The 19348-nt window shown below is 68.2% G+C and carries 18 protein-coding genes; 14 read left to right on the forward strand and 4 right to left on the reverse strand.

All coding sequences use genetic code 11. The features are described from left to right. Positions 1-3 precede the first annotated feature (3 nt). From AB5T46_RS05165 to AB5T46_RS05195, 7 genes are all read left to right on the forward strand, one after another. Positions 4-1149: a copper resistance protein B gene (locus tag AB5T46_RS05165; RefSeq protein WP_370562787.1), complete on the forward strand. Its 1146-nt coding sequence runs from the start codon at positions 4-6 to the stop codon at positions 1147-1149. 19 nt (positions 1150-1168) lie between these two features. Beyond that, positions 1169-2056, forward strand: a complete 888-nt coding sequence (locus AB5T46_RS05170) for a c-type cytochrome (RefSeq protein WP_370562788.1) — start codon at positions 1169-1171, stop codon at positions 2054-2056. Positions 2057-2071: 15 nt separating this feature from the next. Continuing rightward, the gene (locus tag AB5T46_RS05175) at positions 2072-2590 is read left to right on the forward strand and encodes a YybH family protein (protein WP_370562789.1); all 519 of its coding nucleotides are present in this window, start codon (positions 2072-2074) and stop codon (positions 2588-2590) included. A gap of 180 nt (positions 2591-2770) precedes the next feature. Beyond that, on the forward strand, positions 2771-3115 hold the full coding sequence (locus tag AB5T46_RS05180) for a DUF411 domain-containing protein (protein WP_370562790.1): 345 nt from the start codon (positions 2771-2773) through the stop codon (positions 3113-3115). 76 nt (positions 3116-3191) lie between these two features. Then, positions 3192-3545 carry a four-helix bundle copper-binding protein gene (locus tag AB5T46_RS05185; protein ID WP_370562791.1) on the forward strand — a complete coding sequence of 118 codons (354 nt, stop codon included), beginning with the start codon at positions 3192-3194 and terminating at the stop codon, positions 3543-3545. Between the two features lie 119 nt (positions 3546-3664). Beyond that, positions 3665-4063, forward strand: coding sequence for a heavy metal-responsive transcriptional regulator (locus AB5T46_RS05190; RefSeq protein ID WP_370562792.1), 399 nt, complete (start codon positions 3665-3667; stop codon positions 4061-4063). Then, positions 4060-6522, forward strand: coding sequence for a heavy metal translocating P-type ATPase (locus AB5T46_RS05195; RefSeq protein ID WP_370562793.1), 2463 nt, complete (start codon positions 4060-4062; stop codon positions 6520-6522). Before AB5T46_RS05190 ends, AB5T46_RS05195 begins: the two co-directional genes overlap by 4 nt. A gap of 321 nt (positions 6523-6843) precedes the next feature. On the opposite strand, the gene AB5T46_RS05200 is transcribed toward AB5T46_RS05195, so the two are convergent. After that, positions 6844-7824: an NAD(P)-dependent oxidoreductase gene (locus AB5T46_RS05200; RefSeq protein WP_370562794.1), complete on the reverse strand. Its 981-nt coding sequence runs from the start codon at positions 7822-7824 to the stop codon at positions 6844-6846. Positions 7825-7907: 83 nt separating this feature from the next. Here AB5T46_RS05200 and AB5T46_RS05205 point away from each other — a divergent pair, with 83 nt between their 5' ends. The 7 genes from AB5T46_RS05205 to cobA all read left to right on the forward strand — a co-directional run bounded on the left by AB5T46_RS05205 (position 7908) and on the right by cobA (position 17958). Beyond that, a complete protein-coding gene (locus AB5T46_RS05205) occupies positions 7908-8480 on the forward strand; it encodes an ANTAR domain-containing response regulator (RefSeq protein WP_370563102.1) in 573 nt (190 codons plus the stop codon). A gap of 144 nt (positions 8481-8624) precedes the next feature. Further along, a complete protein-coding gene (locus AB5T46_RS05210; RefSeq protein ID WP_370562795.1) occupies positions 8625-9713 on the forward strand; it encodes a CmpA/NrtA family ABC transporter substrate-binding protein in 1089 nt (362 codons plus the stop codon). A 600-nt stretch (positions 9714-10313) separates the two neighbouring features. Then, positions 10314-11483, forward strand: a complete 1170-nt coding sequence (locus tag AB5T46_RS05215; RefSeq protein WP_370563103.1) for a nitrate/nitrite transporter — start codon at positions 10314-10316, stop codon at positions 11481-11483. Positions 11484-11499: 16 nt separating this feature from the next. Continuing rightward, complete coding sequence (gene nirB / locus AB5T46_RS05220) at positions 11500-13956, forward strand: nitrite reductase large subunit NirB (RefSeq protein ID WP_370562796.1); 2457 nt, start codon at positions 11500-11502, stop codon at positions 13954-13956. 1 nt (position 13957) lies between these two features. Next, positions 13958-14329, forward strand: a complete 372-nt coding sequence (gene nirD / locus AB5T46_RS05225; protein ID WP_370562797.1) for a nitrite reductase small subunit NirD — start codon at positions 13958-13960, stop codon at positions 14327-14329. Further along, the gene (locus AB5T46_RS05230; RefSeq protein WP_370562798.1) at positions 14329-17142 is read left to right on the forward strand and encodes a nitrate reductase; all 2814 of its coding nucleotides are present in this window, start codon (positions 14329-14331) and stop codon (positions 17140-17142) included. Before nirD ends, AB5T46_RS05230 begins: the two co-directional genes overlap by 1 nt. Before the next feature lie 21 nt (positions 17143-17163). After that, positions 17164-17958 carry a uroporphyrinogen-III C-methyltransferase gene (cobA, locus tag AB5T46_RS05235; protein ID WP_370562799.1) on the forward strand — a complete coding sequence of 265 codons (795 nt, stop codon included), beginning with the start codon at positions 17164-17166 and terminating at the stop codon, positions 17956-17958. A 168-nt stretch (positions 17959-18126) separates the two neighbouring features. Here the strand turns inward: cobA and AB5T46_RS05240 are convergent, their stop codons facing one another. The 3 genes from AB5T46_RS05240 to AB5T46_RS05250 all read right to left on the reverse strand — a co-directional run bounded on the left by AB5T46_RS05240 (position 18127) and on the right by AB5T46_RS05250 (position 19304). Next, positions 18127-18519 (reverse strand): RidA family protein, encoded by a 393-nt coding sequence (locus AB5T46_RS05240; RefSeq protein ID WP_370562800.1) that lies wholly within the window; start codon positions 18517-18519, stop codon positions 18127-18129. A gap of 252 nt (positions 18520-18771) precedes the next feature. Then, positions 18772-19047, reverse strand: a complete 276-nt coding sequence (locus AB5T46_RS05245; protein WP_370562801.1) for an ester cyclase — start codon at positions 19045-19047, stop codon at positions 18772-18774. After that, positions 19020-19304: a hypothetical protein gene (locus AB5T46_RS05250; RefSeq protein WP_370562802.1), complete on the reverse strand. Its 285-nt coding sequence runs from the start codon at positions 19302-19304 to the stop codon at positions 19020-19022. Before AB5T46_RS05250 ends, AB5T46_RS05245 begins: the two co-directional genes overlap by 28 nt. Positions 19305-19348: the final 44 nt, after the last annotated feature.

Consider the following 19348-nt stretch of genomic DNA (forward strand, 5'->3'; position numbering starts at 1 on the left):
GCCATGAACCTGTCTGTCCATCGTCCACGTATCGCCGCCGTAGCCGCCGCCACGCTGCTGGCGCTCGGCCTGGCACCGGCCTGGGCCCAGGATATGGACCATTCCATGCACCAGCCGGCGGAGCCCACCGCGCCGGTGCAGGAGGCGTCCCTACCGGAAGACCCACACGCCGGCCACGACATGCCGCCTGCCGATTCCAAGGAGCAGGAACGGGAACAGCCGGTTGACCACTCCATGCATGCGCCTGCCCAGCAGGCTCAGCCAGCTCCTGAAGCAGCAACTCAATCGGCCGATTCTCATGCGGGCCACGACATGCCACCGGCTACCCCGCAGGTCGAGCCGATGGACCATGCGGCAATGGATCACGCCGACATGGACCATGCTGCCATGGGGCATGGCACCGCCATGGACCAGGACCTGCCCGCCACCGCACCGCCGCGCGAGCCGATTCCAGCCGTAACGAACGCCGACCGCGCCGCGGCCTTTCCGGATGTTGACGGCCACGCCGTCCACGACACGGCCATTCATTCGTTCTGGCTGCTCGACCGGCTGGAGGCCTGGGACGCCGACGAGGAAGGCACCGGCATGGGCTGGGAGGCGCTGAGCTGGATTGGCACGGACCTCAACCGCGTATGGCTGCGTAGTGAAGGCGAACGCGTGGACGGTACGACCGAGTCGGCCAACCTCGAAGTCCTGTACGGCCGGGCGATTGCACCGTGGTGGGATCTGGTCGCCGGTGTTCGACACGACTTTGGCGAAGGCCCGTCGCAGACGTTCGCCGTTTTCGGTGTGACCGGCTTGGCGCCGTACAAGTTCGAGGTCGATGCGACCGCCTATCTCGGCGAATCGGGCCAGACCGGCCTGGGACTGGAGGCCGAATACGAGACGCTGTTCACCAACCGCCTGATCGGACAGTGGCTGATCGAGGCCGAAGCGTGGGGCCAGGACGATCCGGAACGCGGCGTAGGTAGTGGACTGAGCACTCTGGAGGCCGGGTTCCGCCTGCGCTACGAATTCCACCGCCAGTTTGCGCCCTACATCGGCGTGGTATGGGAGCGCGCCTACGGAGGCACTGCCGATTACCGGCGCAAAGAGCTCGACCACATCGAGGACACCCGCATCGTCGCGGGCGTCCGCATCTGGTTCTGAGGGGGGGAGACACAACACCATGACTTCAACGACACGCAAATCGCTGCTGATCCTGCTCATAGTCCTCGGCATCGCCGTGATGGTGATCGCCGGTTACATCTGGTCGGGCCTGTACAACATCGCCGCCGACGAGCCACACACCGATGCGGTCCATTCCCTGCTGGAGACCGTGCGCAAACGCTCGATCGCGGTGCGCGCGGACGACCTGCAGGTACCGCCGGACCTGGATGACCAGGCGCGCATCGTCCAGGGCTCGGGCAACTACGCCGCCATGTGCACCGGCTGCCATCTGGCACCGGATATGTCGGAAACCGAGATGAGCCGGGGCCTGTATCCGGCGCCGCCAGATCTGACCCAGCACACGGTCGGTGCCGCCGAAGCGTTCTGGGTCATCAAGCACGGCATCAAGGCATCGGGTATGCCGGCCTGGGGCGAGAGCATGGCCGACGAGTACATCTGGAACATGGCCGCCTTCCTGCAGGTGCTGCCGACGCTCGACGCGACCGAGTACCAGGCGATGGTCGCCAGCAGCGGCGGGCATTCGCACGGCGGGGGCGAGACGCAGCCCCATGCCCATGGGGAAGGCGCTGCCCCGGACCACCATGAAGACCCGGCGGCAGGCGCGACACCGACTGACGGTTCTGCGGCCCATGAACATCCACCGGGTACACCGCCACATGACGACGCGCCGGCCGAATCGCAGACCGGCATGGGCGACCACCACGGCGATGGCGGCGAGACACCGCATGCGCATCCGCCGGGCACGCCCGCGGACCACCACGAAACCGAGGCGCGACAGGACGCGCAGCCGCGGATGATCGAGCACCGTCATGCCGACGGCACCGTCGAATCGCACCCGGCACCGCAGACGCCCCCGGCCGACGACGGCCACGAACACGAACACTGATAACGGAGCCCAAGCATGAAATCTATCGCAACCTTTCTGATCCTCATCCTCGCCATGGTCGGGGTCAGCGCCGCGTCCGCCCAATCCCAGCCGGACGCGACTTCGCACGCGCACCACCCAGCAGCGGCGGACCAGCCGCAGATGGACGTGCCCGCCGAGACTGAAACGGCCGTGGCGGTCGCCGAGCGTTTCAGCGATGCCCTGTCCAAGGGTGACCTGAAAACGGTGGAAGAGCTGCTGGCCCCGGACGTGCTGATCCTGGAGTCGGGCGGCGCCGAACGCAGTCGCGAAGAGTACCTGGGCCATCACGCCATCAGTGACGCGAAGTTCCTGAAGGGGACCCACCGGCAGTTGCTACGCCGGCGTGCACGGACCGCCGGCGACCTCGTCTGGATCGGCAGCGAAAGCGAATTGCACGCCGAAAAGGACGGCAAGCCGCTGGTGCTGCTCAGCACCGAGACCATGGTGCTAAGGCAGACGCCGGACGGTTGGCGTATCGCGCACATCCATTGGTCCTCGCGCCCCAAGCGCTGAGCCCCGGAGGGTGTCGTGAAACTTCGTCGATATTCCGCTCGCATCGCGATCCTGCTGGCCGCCAGCACTGCACTGGCGGCATGCAGCCAGCAATCGTCGCCACAGGTCGCATCAGCACCCGCGACATCGGCGTCGGCTCCGGCCGCCGCTGATGCTGCAGCGAGTGACGCGCTGCCGCTGATGGTCGTCCATAAGAGCCCGACCTGCGGCTGCTGCGAGCTGTGGGTGGAGCACGTGCGCGAGGCCGGATTCCCGGTCCAGGTGCGCGACACCCAGAACGTCCACCCGGTCAAGCAACGGCTGGGCGTCCCGTATGGCAAAGGCTCCTGCCATACCGCGGAAGTGGGCGGCTACGTGATCGAGGGCCACGTACCGGCCGAGGACATCAAGCGCCTGCTGGCGCAGCGACCGGACGCGAGGGGATTGGTCCTGCCGGGCATGGAAATGCCCGATGGTCAGACCCAGCCCTACACGGTCGAACTCGTCACCAGCGACGGCATCACGGAGGCGTTCGCCCAACATTGAGCAAGCAGCTACAGGGGGAACGGTGATGCGGGCGCGCCGATTTTTCGCCCGCTATCGCACTACCAAGGAGTAGGACATGACCCACCACACTGCAGCCCATCGAACCCAGGCCATGAACGATTGCATCGACAACTGCACCCAATGCCATGCGATCTGCCTGGAGACCATCAACTACTGCCTCGGCAAGGGTGGCCAGCATGCCGCAGCCGAGCACGTCGGCCTGCTGGCGACGTGTGCCGACATCTGCGCGACCAGCGCCGACGCCATGCTGCGCGGTGCGGCGATCCATACCGTCATTTGCGGTGCGTGCGCGGAAGTCTGCCGCCAGTGCGCCACCTCCTGCGACAGCATGGGCGACGACGCCGAGATGAAGCGCTGCGCCGACATCTGCCGCCGCTGTGCGGACAGCTGCGCAGCCATGGCGGCCTGAAACACGCTCCACGGCGCGGGACCAGCCGTCTCGCGCCCTCGCAAAGCTTTGCACGGAGGGCTTGACTCTGGACCATGGTCCAGACCGCAGACTGCAGACATCTGTTCAGGAGAACGTTCATGCAGATCGGACAACTCGCCGACCGCTCCGGGGTCGCCATCGACACGGTGCGCTATTACGAACGCCACAGCATCTTGCCGCAGCCCCAGCGGCAGCCTTCCGGCTATCGTCGTTATAGTGAGGACGACGTTGCGCGGCTGCGCTTCGTCCGCCGCGCGAAGGGCCTCGGGTTCACCTTGACCGAGATCCGCGATCTGTTGGCCTTGTCCAGCCGCCCGGCCGACGACATGGCCGGCCTCAAGGCGGCGGCCAACGAGAAGCTCGCGGACGTGGAGCACAAGCTGGCCGAACTGACCCGCATCCGTGACGGTCTGCAGGCGCTGGTGGCCGCGTGTCCCGGCCATGGGACGCTCGAGCGTTGCCCGATCCTGGCCGCCCTGTCGGAGGAGCCGGCATGAACACGCACGACCATCACCACAAGCACGGCCAGAGTGCGGGTCCGTCGCATGGCAGCACCAGTGGAACTGTGTCGGGAGTACATGGAGCGCACTCCTGTTGCGCTTCCGGCGGCTCGACGCCGCCGCCGTCGCCCGAAAGCGACGGCACCGTAACCGATCCGGTATGCGGCATGCAGGTCGACCCAGCCACCAGCCCGCACCACGCCGAACACGGTGGCGAGGACTACCGCTTCTGCTCCGCCCGCTGCCGCGAGAAATTCGTCGCCGATCCCGACAAGCACCTGTCGCCCTTCGAACCGGAACCCGCCGTACCGGGTGCGATCTACACCTGCCCGATGCACCCGGAGATCCGCCAGGAAGGCCCCGGCACCTGCCCGATCTGCGGCATGGCGCTGGAACCGGAAATGCCGAGCCTGGACGAGGAGGAAAACCCTGAGCTGCGCGACTTCTCGCGCCGGTTCTGGTGGACGCTGCCGTTGACCCTGATCGTGCTCGCGCTGGCGATGTTCGGTCATTACTGGCCGGCGCTGTCCGCCACGACACGCACCTGGATCGAGCTCGTGCTGAGTGCGCCCGTGGTGCTGTGGGCCGGCTGGCCCTTCTTCGAGCGCTGCGTGGCTTCGATCCGCAACGGCAGCCCCAACATGTTCACGCTGATCGGCATCGGCGTGGGCGCCGCGTTCGGCTATAGCGTGGTCGCGACCGTCGCGCCGGATCTGTTCCCGGTGTCGTTCCGGGAGCACGGCCGGGTCGGCGTGTACTTCGAGGCGGCCGCGGTGATCGTTTCGCTGACTCTGCTCGGCCAACTGCTGGAGTTGCGAGCACGCAGCAAAACCGGCGCAGCAATCAAGGCATTGCTCGGACTGGCCCCGAAGACCGCCCGGCGCATCAACGACGACGGTAGCGAGGAGGACGTCCCGCTTGAGCATGTCCATGTCGGCAATCGCCTGCGCGTCCGGCCGGGCGAAAAGGTGCCGGTCGACGGCGAGGTGGTCGAGGGCCGCTCCAGCGTCGACGAGTCGATGCTGACCGGCGAGCCGATCCCGGTCGAGAAGACCGCCGGCGACACCGTGATCGGCGCCACCCTCAACGGCACCGGCGCGCTGGTCATCCGCGCCGGCAAGGTCGGCTCCGACACCGTGCTGTCGCAGATCGTGCAACTGGTGGCGCAGGCGCAGCGCTCACGCGCGCCGATGCAGCGCATGGCCGACAAGGTTGCGTTCTGGTTCGTACTCGCGGTGCTGGGCACCGCGGTGGCGACGTTCTTCGTCTGGGGACTGTTCGGTCCCGAACCGGCCTGGACCTTCGCCGTGCTCAACGCGGTGTCGGTGCTGATCATCGCCTGTCCGTGTGCGCTCGGCCTGGCCACGCCGATGTCGATCATGGTCGCGACCGGCCGCGCCGCCCAGCACGGCGTGCTGTTCCGCGACGCCGAGGCGATCGAGCGGCTGCGCCGGATCGATACCCTGATCGTCGACAAGACCGGCACCTTGACCGAGGGGCGTCCCGCTTTCCGTGACGTGGCGGCGGCGAAAGGCTTCGAGCCCGACCGGGTGCTGCAGCTCGCCGCCAGCCTGGAGCAGGGCAGCGAACACCCGCTGGCGGAAGCCATCCTCGCCGAGGCGCGCGAGCGCGGGCTCAGGTTCGAGCGTACGGAGGACTTCGACTCGATCACCGGCCGCGGCGTGCGCGGACGTGCCGGCGGGCACGACGTGGTGCTGGGCAATGCCGCGCTGATGGCGGAGGTCGGCGGCGATGCCGGGCCGCTCGCCGACGCCGCCGAACGCTGGCGCGGGCAGGGCGCGACGGTGGTGTTCCTGGCCGTCGACGGCCGCGTCGCCGGCGCGATCGCGGTCGCCGATCCGGTCAAGGCGAGCACGCCTCGCGCGCTCGACGCGTTGCGCGCCGCGGGGATCCGCATCGTCATGGCATCCGGCGATGCGCAGGGCACGGCCGCGGCGGTGGCGGCCACGCTCGGCATCGACGAGGTCCACGGCGAGGTGCGTCCGCAGGACAAGGCCGAACTCGTACAGCGCCTCAAGCGCGAAGGGCGCAGCGTGGCCATGGCCGGCGACGGCATCAACGATGCGCCGGCACTGGCGGCGGCGGACGTCGGCATCGCCATGGGAACCGGCACCGACGTGGCCATGTCCAGCGCGCAGGTGACCCTGGTCAAGGGCGACCTGGGCGGCATCCTCCGCGCCCGCACCATCTCCGAGGCGACCGTCGGCAACATGAAGCAGAACCTGGGCTTCGCCTTCCTCTACAACGCGCTCGGCGTACCGATCGCCGCGGGCGCGCTGTATCCCACGTTCGGCCTGCTGCTCAGCCCGATGATCGCCGCCCTGGCGATGAGCCTGAGTTCGGTCTCGGTGGTAGGCAACGCGCTGCGCCTGGCGGGGAAGGGTGACGTACGCGCTGGCGCTGTGGGAGTTGTCGCGCATCGCGGCGCGTCATAGCAAAAACGCCATCGCTCCGTAGGAGCGCGCCATGCGCGCGATGCCGCGCCAGGCAGCCTTCTCCGTTGCGGCGAGACAAGGCCCGTCGCCACGGGCGGTACCAATCAATAGCCAAGCCCATCCCGATGGACCAACACGTCACCCGATGGCTTGAGGTGTGGGCTATTCACTGACACCGCCCGTGGCGACGGGGCTGGCTTCGTCGCGACGGAAAGGTACTGCTTGGCGCGGCTGTTCATTGGCGACAGCCGTGGCGACGGCCCGTTCCTCACTGCGGCGGAAAGGGCTGCCTGGCGCGGCATTGCCAGTGTCCTTCGCGCATCAGGGAACCACGCCCGCGATCACCTCGCAGGCGATGCCGCGCTCGGCCAGCTGCCGCGGCAGGCGGTCGCCGGGCGGACGCCGGAACGGATCGCCGGCGCCGACGCAGACCACGCGCTCGCCGGCGCCGGCGTGCCGGGCCAGCAGGTCCAATCTCGCGTCGTCGTCGACCGGCATGGCCAGGCGGGCGGCATCGCGCCGGGCCAATGCCGGCACGGCCGGGCCGAGCGCGGCGTCGCAGACCAGCAGGTCCACCTGGTTCAGGGCGCGCAGCGCCTTCAGCGTCAGCAGCCCGGGATCGCCGCTGCCGGCGCCGACCAGCACCACGCTGCCCGCGACCGGCATCTCCGGCCCCCGTCGCAGGGCATCCTGGAAGGCTTCCTCGGCCGCTTCCTGCTCTCCGGCCTGCAGCAGCACCGGCACCGGACCGTCGATCACCTGCTCCATCCAGCGCCGGCGCTGGATCAACTGCGGCAGCCGCTGGCGGATGGCGCCGCGATGGCGCGCGAACAGGCCGGCGAAGTCGCCCAAGGAATGGTCCAGCAGGGCTTCCAGCCGCTCGCGCAGGCGCCTGGCGAGCATCGGCGCCGCGCCGCCCGAGGAGATCGCCACCAGCAGCGGAGCGCGGTCGACGATGGCCGGCACCTGGAACGTGGAGAGTTCGGCGTCGTCGACGATGTTGGCCAGCCGGCGCCGCCGTCCGGCCTCCGCAGCCAGCCGGGCGTTGAAGGCGCGATCGTCGGTGGCGGCCACCAGCAGCCAGGCCTGGTCCAGCCAATTCGGGTCGAATTCGCCCTCGCGGCGCCGCACCCGGCCCTGCTCGCACCACCGTGAGATCGCGCCGTTGCAGGCTTCGGCATGGACCTGCACCCGGGCCCCGGCGTGCAGCAGCGCCTCGATCTTGCGCGCCGCCACCTCGCCGCCGCCCACCACCAGCACCTCGCGATCCGAAAGATCGGCAAACATCGGAAACAGCGGCATCGGGACTCCTCGGAAAGGGACGGCCCCCTGCCGCCGATGTTGCATGGCAACATGGGGGTGTCTTCCCACCTCCCGCCACGATGCTGCGCGTCCTGCTGGTCAACGATACCGAAAAGCCGATCGGCGAGCTGCGCCAGGCGCTGCTTGCCGCCGGCTACGAGGTGCTGGACGAGGTGGCGGCCACCGGCGCCATGCTCAAGGCGGTGGAATCGCAGCAACCGGACGTGGTGGTGATCGATGTCGACTCACCCTCGCGCGACACCCTGGAGCAGCTCGCGCTGATGCACCGCCATGCGCCGCGGCCGGTGGTCATGTTCTCGGCCGACGGCGACGACCAGCTGATCAGCGCGGTGGTGGAGGCCGGGGTCACCACCTACGTCGTGGACGGTCTGGCGCCCGCGCGCCTGACGCCCATCATCCAGGTGGCGCTGGCGCGCTTCCGGCAGCAATCGAACATGCAGCGCGCGCTGCAGGACGTGCAGCAGCGGCTGGACGACCGCAAGCTCGTCGATCGCGCCAAGGGCCTGCTGATGCAGAAGCGCGGCATGAACGAGGCCGAGGCGTACGCCGCCCTGCGCCAGCAGGCGATGAAGCAGGGCGCGAAGCTGGCGGACGTGGCCCGCCGGATCATCGACATGGCAGACCTGCTGGGATGAGCAGGGCGCGTTTTGCAGATGCCTTGAATGGCATCTGCAGCGCCAGCGAACGCCTGGCCATGGATGGCCAGGCCGGGGTGTCCGAAGCCCTCGATGTGGCGCCAAGGATGGCAACCAAAGAATGACGGATTTCGTGAGGGTTCCATGCATAACGACAACATCCAAACCCTGCAACTGGGCTACATGCCGCTGATCGATTGCGCGCCGCTGGTGGCGGCGGTGCGCCTGCGGCTGGATCGCAAGCACGGGCTGCGGCTGCAGCTGCAGCGCCAGGCCTCGTGGGCGGCGGTGCGCGACAAGCTGCTGTCGGGCGAACTGGATGCGGCGCACGCGCTGGCCGGCATGGTGTACGGCATCGAGACCGGCATCGGCGGTCCGAAAGCCGACATGGCGATCCTGCTCACCCTCAACCAGAACGGCCAGGCCATCGTGCTGTCGCCGGCGCTGGCCACCGCGCTGGAGCAGGGCAGGCCGTTGCGCGAACTGCTGGCGGCACTGCCGCGACGGCCGGTCTTCGCGCAGACCTTTCCGACGGGCACGCATGCCATGTGGCTGTACTACTGGCTGGCCGCCCAGGGCGTGGATCCGATGACCGCCATCCACGGCATCACTCTGCCGCCGCCGCAGATGCCCGCCGCGCTGGCCCGCGGCGAACTGGACGGCTACTGCGCGGGCGAACCCTGGTCGGCGCAGGCCGAGGCCCTCGGCGCCGGATGCCGGGTGGTCCGCAGCGGACAGATCTGGCCCGGCCACCCGGAAAAGGTGCTGGCCTGCCGCCGCGAGTTCGCGGCACTGCAACCGGACATCGCGACTGCCCTGACCGCCGCCCTGCTGGAAGCCTGCCGCTGGCTGGACGTGCCCGCGAACCGGAGGGAAGCAGTCGCCTGGCTGGCCGATCCGGACGTGATCGGGCTACCGGCGGAGCAGATCGCGGCCTGCCTGCTGCCGTCCGATTCCGATTCCGATGATGCGGATGCGGATGCGGAGCAGGACCTGCACTTTCACGCGGATGGTCGGGTGAATTTTCCCTGGCTGTCGGACGGCCGCTGGTTCCTGCACCAGTTCCGTCGCTGGGGCTGGCTGCAGAGCGCCGACCGGAATGCCGACGACGCGCTGGTCGCCAACGTGCATCGCACGGATACCTACCGCGAGGCGGCGCAGCGGGTCGGCGTTCCGGTGCCGGCCGGCGGCACGCGTCGGAGCGTGCTGTTCGACGGTCATCGCTGGGACTGATCAAGGCAGTACTGACGCCGATAGGCAGTCCCGAATCGTCATTCCCGCGCAGGCGGGAATCCATGGACGTCAAACCTTCGAAAGCAAAATCCATGGATCCCCGCCTACGCGGGGATGACGTTCTCCAGCCTTGGGCTTTCGATCGAGAAACCGACTATCACAAGGTTTGCCGTGCTTACTGGCAACAGGCGAGTCGATGCTGCAATGCACCAATTCAGTGCAGACACAGCACGCTGTTGGTGCGGATTCGGTGAGGGTAGGGCATCGCCCGATAAGCAGTGATTTCTCAAGTTCATTTCTCAACCCATTGAATGAAAATAAATATTTCCAGAATCCTCGTATGAGGGGGCAATTGGCACGCCAATTGCTCACGTAATCACTGCGGCAGGCGCAATGGCGCGTCCAGCCGCGATCCGCTTCCGGCAACACGGGTCAACGGCGACCCGGATTGCCAAGACAACGGCGTCTTTCCGGTGCGAACCGGAGGGCGCCGTTTTCGTTTCTCCCCAGCCGCCGACGCATTGCACCGCACCGGCGACCCCACGTCTGGAGACCACGCGGATGAACCGATCCTTCTGGCAAGCCGGCCACACGCCCACGCTGCTGTCGGCCTTCCTGTATTTCGATCTGAGCTTTATGGTCTGGTACCTGCTGGGCCCGCTGCAGGTGCAGGTGGCGCAGGCCCTGCAGCTGGATACCCAGCAACGCGCGCTGATGGTGGCGGTGCCGCTCCTGAGCGGCGCGGTGCTGCGCGTGTTCCTGGGCATGCTGGCCGACCGCATCGGCGCCAGGCGCACCGGACTGCTGGCGCAGGTGCTGGTGATCGCGGCGCTGGCCGCGGCCTGGTGGCTGGGCGTGCACAGTTTCGGCCAGGTGCTGCTGCTGGGCCTGTTGCTGGGCGTGGCGGGCGCCTCGTTCGCAGTCGCCCTGCCGCTGGCCTCGCGCTGGTATCCGCCCGAGCACCAGGGCACCGCGATGGGCATCGCCGGGGCCGGCAATTCCGGGACGGTGCTCGCCGCGCTGTTCGCGCCGGTGCTGGCGGCGGCGTTCGGCTACCGGGCGGTGTTCGGCCTGGCCTGCATCCCGCTGCTGCTGACCCTGCTGGTGTTCGCACTGTGCGCCCGGGACGCGCCGGCGCCGGTGCGGCGCAGGGGAATGGCCGACTACGTCCGGGTGCTGCTGGGCAACCGTGACGCCTGGTGGTTCATGTTCTTCTACGCCATCACCTTCGGCGGCTTCGCCGGTTTCGCCAGTGCGCTGCCGGGCTACTTCCACGACCAGTTCGGCTTCGATCCGAAGATCGCGGGCTGGGCCACCGCGGCCTGCGTGCTGGCCGGTTCGGTGATGCGCCCGATCGGCGGCGTGATCGCCGACCGCATCGGCGGCACGCGCACGCTGCTGACGGTGTACCTGCTGGTCGCGGTGCTGATCGCCGCCACCGCGCTCGAGACCGGCGGGCCGGCCGGCACGGTGGCGCTGTTCGTGGTCACGCTGCTGTGCCTGGGCGCGGGCAACGGCGCGGTGTTCCAGCTGGTGCCGCAACGCTTCGGCGCCGACATCGGCCTGATGACCGGTCTGATCGGCATGGCCGGCGGCATCGGCGCTTTCCTGCTGGCCGCCGGCATGGGCATCGTCAAGCAGCACAGCGGCAGCTATGCGCCGGGGCTGTGGTTGTTCGTCGTCGCCGCGCTGCTGGCCTGGGGGCTGCTGTCCGGCGTCAAGCAGCAGTGGCGCAGCCAGTGGGCGGCCGCCAGCGCCGTGCGCGTCTGAAGCCGGGAGCGAGCCAATGAAGAAACCGAGACTGGTGGTGGTCGGCAACGGCATGGCCGGCGTCCGCACGCTGGAGGAACTGCTGAAGCTGGTGCCCGACATGTACGAGATCACCGTGTTCGGCGCCGAGCCGCATCCCAACTACAACCGCATCCTGCTGTCGCCGGTGCTGGCCGGCGAGCGCGACTTCGACGACATCGTGCTCAACCCGCTGGACTGGTATGCCGGGCACGGCATCCGCCTGCACCTGGGCAAGGAGGTGGTGCGCATCGACCGGGGGCGGCGGCGGGTGATCGCGGCCGACGGCACCGAGGCCGAGTACGACCGCCTGCTGCTGGCCACCGGCTCGCTGCCGATCATCCTGCCGGTGCCCGGCAAGGAACTGAAGGGCGTCATCGGCTACCGCGACATCGACGATACCCGGACCATGATCGAGACCGCCGGCACCCGCAGGCACGCCGTGGTGATCGGTGGCGGCCTGCTGGGGCTGGAAGCGGCCAACGGGCTGAAGCTGCGCGGCATGGACGTGACCGTGGTGCACCTCGCCGGCTGGCTGCTGGAGCGCCAGCTGGACCCGGTCGCCGGGCGGATGCTGCAGCAATCGCTGAGCGCGCGCGGCCTGAAGTTCCGCCTCGACACCTCGACCACCGAACTGCTGGGCAACGAGCGCGGTGAAGTGACCGCGGTGAAGTTCTCCGACGGCAGCCAGGAGCCGGCCGACCTGGTGGTGATGGCAGCCGGCATCCGTCCCAATACGCAGCTGGCGCAGGCCGCCGGCATCCACTGCGCCCGCGGCATCGTGGTCAACGACACCCTGCAGACCTACGACCCGCGCGTGTACGCGGTCGGCGAGTGCGCCAGCCACCGCGGCATCGCCTACGGCCTGGTGGCGCCGCTGTTCGAGCAGGCCCGGATCTGCGCCAACCACCTGGCCCGGTACGGCATCGGCATCTATGGCGGATCGGTGTCGTCGACCAAGCTGAAGGTGACCGGCATCGACCTGTTCTCGGCCGGCGACTTCATGGGCGGCGACGGCAGCGAGGAGATCGTGCTGTCGGACCCGGCCGGCGGCATCTACAAGAAGCTGGTGATCAAGGACGACAAACTGGTCGGCGCCTGCCTGTACGGCGACACCGGCGACGGCGGCTGGTACTTCAAGCTGCTCAAGGACGGCAGCCCGGTCGACGGGCAGCGCGACCGGCTGGTGTTCGGCGAACAGGCCCTCGGCGAGGCCGGCGCCACCAGCCAGGATCGCGCCGCCGCGATGGGCGACGGCGACGAGGTCTGCGGCTGCAACGGCGTGTGCAAGGGCACCATCGTCGAGGCGATCGACGAACACGGCCTGTGCACCGTCGACGATGTCAGGAAGCACACCAAGGCATCGAGTTCCTGCGGCTCGTGCACCGGCCTGGTCGAGCAGATCCTGATGAACTGCCTCGGCTCCAACTTCCAGGAAACGCCCAAGACCAAGGCGGTCTGCGGCTGCACGGACCGCTCCCACGACCAGGTGCGGCAGGCGATCCGCGAGCGCAAGCTGCTGACCCATCAGGCGGCCTATGCATCCATGGAATGGCGCAGCCCCAACGGCTGTGCCACCTGCCGCCCGGCGATCAACTACTACCTGCTCTCGACCTGGCCGCGCGAGGCGGTGGACGATCCGCAGAGCCGCTTCATCAACGAGCGCGCCCACGCCAACATCCAGAAGGACGGCACCTTCTCGGTGGTCCCGCAGATGAAGGGCGGGGTGACCAATCCGTCCGAACTGCGCCGCATCGCCGATGTCGCCGACAAGTATGCGGTGCCGATGGTCAAGGTCACCGGCGGCCAGCGCATCGACCTGCTGGGGGTGAAGAAGGAAGACCTGGTCGACGTCTGGAAAGACCTCGGCATGAAGTCCGGACACGCCTACGGCAAGTCGATCCGCACGGTGAAGACCTGCGTCGGCAGCGAGTTCTGCCGCTTCGGCACCCAGAACAGCACGCAGATGGGCATCGACCTGGAGACGATGCTGGCCAACATGTGGAGCCCGCACAAGGTCAAGCTGGCGGTCTCCGGCTGCCCGCGCAACTGCGCCGAGTCCGGGATCAAGGACGTGGGCATCATCGCGGTCGATTCGGGCTGGGAGATCCACATCGGCGGCAACGGCGGCATCAAGACCGCGGTGGCCCAATTCCTGGTCAAGGTGAAGACCGCCGAGGAAGTGAAGGAATACACGGGCGCCTTCCTGCAGCTGTACCGCGAAGAGGCCTACTACCTCGACCGCACCGTGCACTACCTCGACCGCGTCGGCATGGACTACGTCCGCACGCGCGTGATCGACGATGCCGACAACCGTCGCGCCCTGTACGAACGCCTGCTGTACGCGCTGGAAGGACTGCCCGACCCCTGGACCGTGCGCATCGCCGGCGAGAAGCCGCGCGAGTACCGGCCGTTGCGCATGGACAAGGGCATCCCCGCGAAGCTGGAGGGCTGAGATGGACACGACCGATCGGGCTGCCTGGGTGCGCGTCTGCCGGCTGGACGACATCCCGGCGCTGGGCGCGCGGGTGCTGGAGCGAGCGGGGGAGGGCGCCATCGACATCGCGGTGTTCCGCACCGAGGGCGACCAGGTGTATGCGGTGCTCGATCGCTGTCCGCACAAGGGCGGACCGCTGTCGCAGGGGATCGTGGCCGGGGACGCGGTCACCTGTCCGCTGCACGGCTGGAACATCGGCCTGGCCACGGGCGAGGCCTGTGCGCCGGACGTGGGTTGCGTGCGGAGATTTCCGACGCGGGTGGAGGCGGGCGAGGTCTGGCTGTCGCTGGACCACGTGCCCGCGGCGGCGGCGGCCGGGAGCGCCGGCTGATGGACGGCGTCGGCGCGCCAGCGGTGCGACGGACGCGGACGCGCTCGGTCTGCTGCTACTGCGGCGTCGGTTGCGGCGTGCTGATCGACGCCGAGCATGCCGATGGTGGGCCGGGCCCCGCCGGCAGCCGCATCGTCGGCATCGAGGGCGATCCGGAACACCCGGCCAACCACGGCCGCCTGTGCACCAAGGGCCGCAATCTCCCCGCGACCGCCCGCAGCACGGCCGGCCGGCTGCTGTTCCCGGAGATGCGGCGCCTGCGCAGCGAGACGCGCCATCGCGTGGACTGGGGCGTCGCGTTGGACACGGTGGCCGAGCGGCTGGCCGCCATCGTCGATCGGCACGGCCCGGACGCGGTGGCGTTCTACGTCTCCGGACAGTTGCTGACGGAGGACTATTACGTCTTCAACAAGCTGGCCAAGGGGCTGATCGGCACCAACAACATCGATTCCAACTCGCGCCTGTGCATGTCGAGCGCGGTGGCCGGCTACAAGCTGGCGCTGGGCGCCGACGGCCCGCCGACCTGCTACGAGGACCTGGACCACGCCAGGACGGTGCTGTTCGCCGGCAGCAACATGGCCGATGCGCACCCGGTGCTGTTCCGGCGCCTGGAAGCGGCGCGAGAGCGCGACCCGGAGGTGCGCTGGATCGTGGTCGATCCGCGCCGCACCGACACCGCCGCCATGGCGGACCTGCACCTAGCGATCCAGCCGGGCACCGACGTCGCCCTGTTCAACGGCATGCTGCACCACCTGATCTGGGAAGGCCTGATCGATCGGGACTACATCGCTGCGCACACCGCGGGCTTCGCCGAACTCAAGCTGCTGCTGCGCGACTACACGCCGCGGATGGCGGCCGACATCTGCGGCATCGCGGCCGCGGACCTGGTCCGGGCCGCCGAATGGTTCGGCCGCAGCCCGGCGGCGCTGTCGCTGTACTGCATGGGCCTGAACCAGTCGGTGCACGGCACCGACAAGAACCTCGCGCTGATCCACCTGCACCTGGCCACCGGCCAGATCGGCAAACCCGGCGCGGGGCCGTTCTCGCTGACCGGCCAGCCCAACGCGATGGGCGGGCGCGAGGTCGGCGGCATGGCCACGATGCTGGCGGCGCACCGCGAGATCGGCGATGCGGGGGATCGCGCCGAGGTGGAGCGGTTCTGGCGGCTGCCCGCGCATCGCCTGTCCGCCGATCCCGGCTTGCCGGCGGTGGCGCTGTTCGACGCCTTGCGCAGCGGCAAGGTCAAGGCGGTGTGGATCGTCTGCACCAATCCCGTGCACTCGCTGCCGGATATCGGCCGGGTACGCGAGGCCCTGCAGCAGGCGGAGTACGTGATCGTGCAGGAGGCCTTCCGCGATACCGACACCGTGCCCTACGCGGACGTGCTGCTGCCCGCCGCCAGCTGGGGCGAAAAGGAGGGCACCGTCACCAACTCGGAGCGGCGCATCTCGCGGGTGCGGCAGGCGGTGCCGCCCCCGGGCGAGGCGCGGCCGGACTGGTGGATCGGCAATGAAATTGCGCGCCGCATCGAGGCGCGGCTGGCGCCGCCCGGGGCCGCGCCGCTGTTCGGGTTCGACGGGCCGGCCGCCATCTTCGACGAGCACCGCCGCCTGACCATCGGCCGCGATCTCGACATCGGCGGTCTCGACTACGCCACGCTGGACGCGCAGGGCCCGCAGCAATGGCCGTTCCCGTCGGGCAGCGGGCGTGGACTGGCGCGGCGCTACGGCGACGGCGTGTTCGCCACCGGCGACGGCAGGGCCCGCTTCCATCCCACGCCGTACCGGCCGGTGGCCGAACCCACTTCAGCACGTTATCCGCTGCGCCTGCTCACCGGCCGCTTGCGCGACCAGTGGCACGGCATGAGCCGTACCGGGCGGGTGCCTGGCCTGTTCGCGCACAGCCCGGAACCAGAGCTACGCATGCACCCGGACGACGCCGCTCGGCGCGGTCTGGCCAGCAGGGACCTGGTGCGCGTGGCCAGCAAGCGCGGCGAACTGGTATTGCCGCTGCAACTGTCCGACGAAGTCGGCTCCGGCACCGTGTTCGCGGCCATGCACTGGAGCGGGCAGTTCCTGGCCAGCGGCGGCATCAACGAGGTCAGCCAGCCGGCGGTGGACGCACGCTCGCTGCAGCCGGAACTCAAGCATGCGGCGGTGCGGGTGGAGAAAGCCGAATTCGGCTGGCACCTGCTGGCGGCACGGCGCGGCGACGTGCTGGCTATGCAAGCGGCGGTGCAGCCGCTGCTGCGGGACTGCGGCTTCGCCGCCGTCGGCCTGCACGCCGCAGCCAATGCAGATGCAGGCGCAGGCGCCGGGGCAGGGGAGGACGCGTCCTGGCTGGTGTTGCGCGCCGCATCCGGCTCGACGCCATCGGCCGAGTGGCTCGACGCGCTGGTCGAGGCGCTGGCGCTCGCGTCCGGAAGCGACACGCTGGAATACCGCGACGCGCGGCGTGGCCTGCTCAAGCGCGTACGTTGGTGCGGCGAGACGGCCGGCAGCCGCATCGACGGACTGCTGCTGACGGATACACGACGCGATCCCGCCAACGAAGCATTGCTCGACGTCGCCTTGTCGGAGCGGGAATGGGCCGGTCCGCGCCTGGCGGTGTTCGCCCACAAGGCCAAGGCCGGCAACGGCATGCGTGACAGCGTGGTGTGCAACTGCATGCAGATCAACGAATCGGCGATCCGCGCGCTGGCGGAGCAGGGCGCCGAGGTGGCCGAGGTCAAATCGAAGCTGGGCTGCGGCACCGTCTGCGGCTCCTGCCTGCCGCAGCTGGCGCGGCTGTGCCGGCAGCCGCAGCGAGCGTAGGTCAACGAACCGGGAGCACGCATGCACGACGAACACGCGATCCGTTCACGCCGGAGCGAAGGCGAAGTCATCCTGCTGTCGGCCGGTCCCGGCGATCTGGAGCTGCTCACCCTCAAGGCGGCAAAGGCGTTGGCGATGGCCGAGGTGCTGTTGCTGGACGAACTGGTCAATCCGCGGATCGTCGAGCTGGCGCCGCACGCAAGGGTGATCCGGGTGGGCAAGCGCGGCGGCTGCCGGTCGACCCCGCAGGCGTTCATCTGCCGGCTGATGCGGCGTTACGCATTGCAGGGTGCGCGGGTGGTGCGGGTGAAAGGCGGCGATGCGCTGTTGTTCGGCCGCGCCGGCGAGGAAATCGCCTTCCTGCGCCAGGCCGGGATCCGGGTCGGCATCGTCAACGGCATCAGCGCCGGATTCGCGGCGGCGGCCAGCCTGCGCATTTCCCTGACCCATCGTGATCACTGCCACGGCATCACCTTCGTCACCGCGCATACCCGCGACCACGGCGAACCGGACTGGGCGGCGCTGGCGGCCACCGGCACCACGCTGGCGATCTACATGGGAATGGGCCGGATCGAATCCACGGCCGGTGCGTTGCTGCGGCATCTTCCGGCGACGACACCGGCCGCCATCGTGCAATCGGCCAGCCAGCCGGAAGAAACGCAACTGCTCACCACTTTGGGCCGGCTTGCCGCCGACGCGCAACGCTCGGGCCTGGGCAGTCCCGGAGTGATCCTGGTGGGCGCGGTCCTGGCCGAAGCATCGGCGTTCGCGCCTCTACCGATGTCGATGCCGGCTGGAGCCCGTGTCGGAGGATAACGATCAGCCAACTGTAGGCGCCGCCGGATAGCACTGGGATGTTCTGGTCAGAAATGGCTGTCATACAGGTATTCAGTCTGGGCTCCGGGAAACAAGCGACGAAGCACTCTTTACGACGATAGAGTCATCGCAGCCCGTCCGTGCAACCTAACCATGCGGCTGGCGCGACTATTCTGGCAGCTTCGCGATTACCTTGATCTCGAATTGAAAGCCATATAACCACGTTACGCCAATCCCTGTCAGCGTGGGATAGGGGGCTTCGCCCCAGAACTCCGGCACGACCGTCCAGGCCGCCTCGAAGTTCTTCTCGGGATCGACAATGAAGACGGTCACGTCAACCACGTCGTCGAAGCTGCAGCCTGCTTCGGCCAAGATTGCGTTGAGGTTACGGAAGGCCAAGCGCACCTGTTCCTCGAGGTCAGGTTCCGGTGAGCCGTCCTCGCGGCTTCCCACCTGCCCGGACACGAACAGGAAACCGTTGGAGCGCACGGCCGGCGAATAGCGGTTGCGCTCATATAGGGCCTGGCGACCCGGGGGAAAAACAACATCGCGGGTATTCATCGTGAATCTCCTATCAAGGCTGACGGTGCCGTATGTGACGGCCAATCTAAGCGGCCATCCTGGCCGGATTCGATTCAGGCACTATGGACCCTGCCCGGAAAGCAACGAAGCCACCGCTCCGGTCACCGCTCCGGGTAGAGGAATCAACCAACCACCCAGTCGTTGGCTTCTGGGGAGATCAGCTTCGGCCTAAGGACCAAGTCGCCACTGCCGATCAAAGCGGAGGGGCGTCGGAGCGTGGGTAGTAGGCATCTACTTAGCCTTGATCTGCCCCATCAACCCCATGTCATTCGTCAATGCGTCGAGCCGAATGAGCTTTCCTTGGCTATTGAAGGTGAAGAACTCGGTGCCTTCGATCCTCACCTTCTTTCCGCTGGCGGGTATGTCGCCAGCGGGGGTGGGCAACGGTCCCTTGTGGGTGCCTTCCATGGTCCAACGAATCGCAGCTGTGTTGCCAGAGACGATGATCTGGTGATCCGTGATCTTGCCGTCGGGGAAGATCAGCTTGTCCAGTTTGAGCCAGTCCACAAACGCCTGACGGCCTTCCAGCGTCGCGCTGTTGATTTTGTTGGCCGCGCCGCATTGACGTACACCACAATGTTCTCGTTAACGAGGTGGCCATTCTCCTCGACATCGCCCGCCGAGTAGTTGACGTGAAACTTTCGTACGATCTCGTTGATTTCTGGTTTGGGTTCTGCCGCGATCGAGGGGGCAAAGATCACGGCCATGCCGACGACCAGGGCCAGAGATGTGCCACGCGTGTATGCGTTCTTGTTCTGGTTCATGGGGCTTCTCCAGTTGGTGGTGTGGAACTTGAAATAGGGCAACG

Origin of the sequence: Luteimonas salinilitoris (assembly GCF_041300785.1) — a bacterium.
Taxonomy (GTDB): Bacteria; Pseudomonadota; Gammaproteobacteria; order Xanthomonadales; family Xanthomonadaceae; genus Luteimonas; species Luteimonas salinilitoris.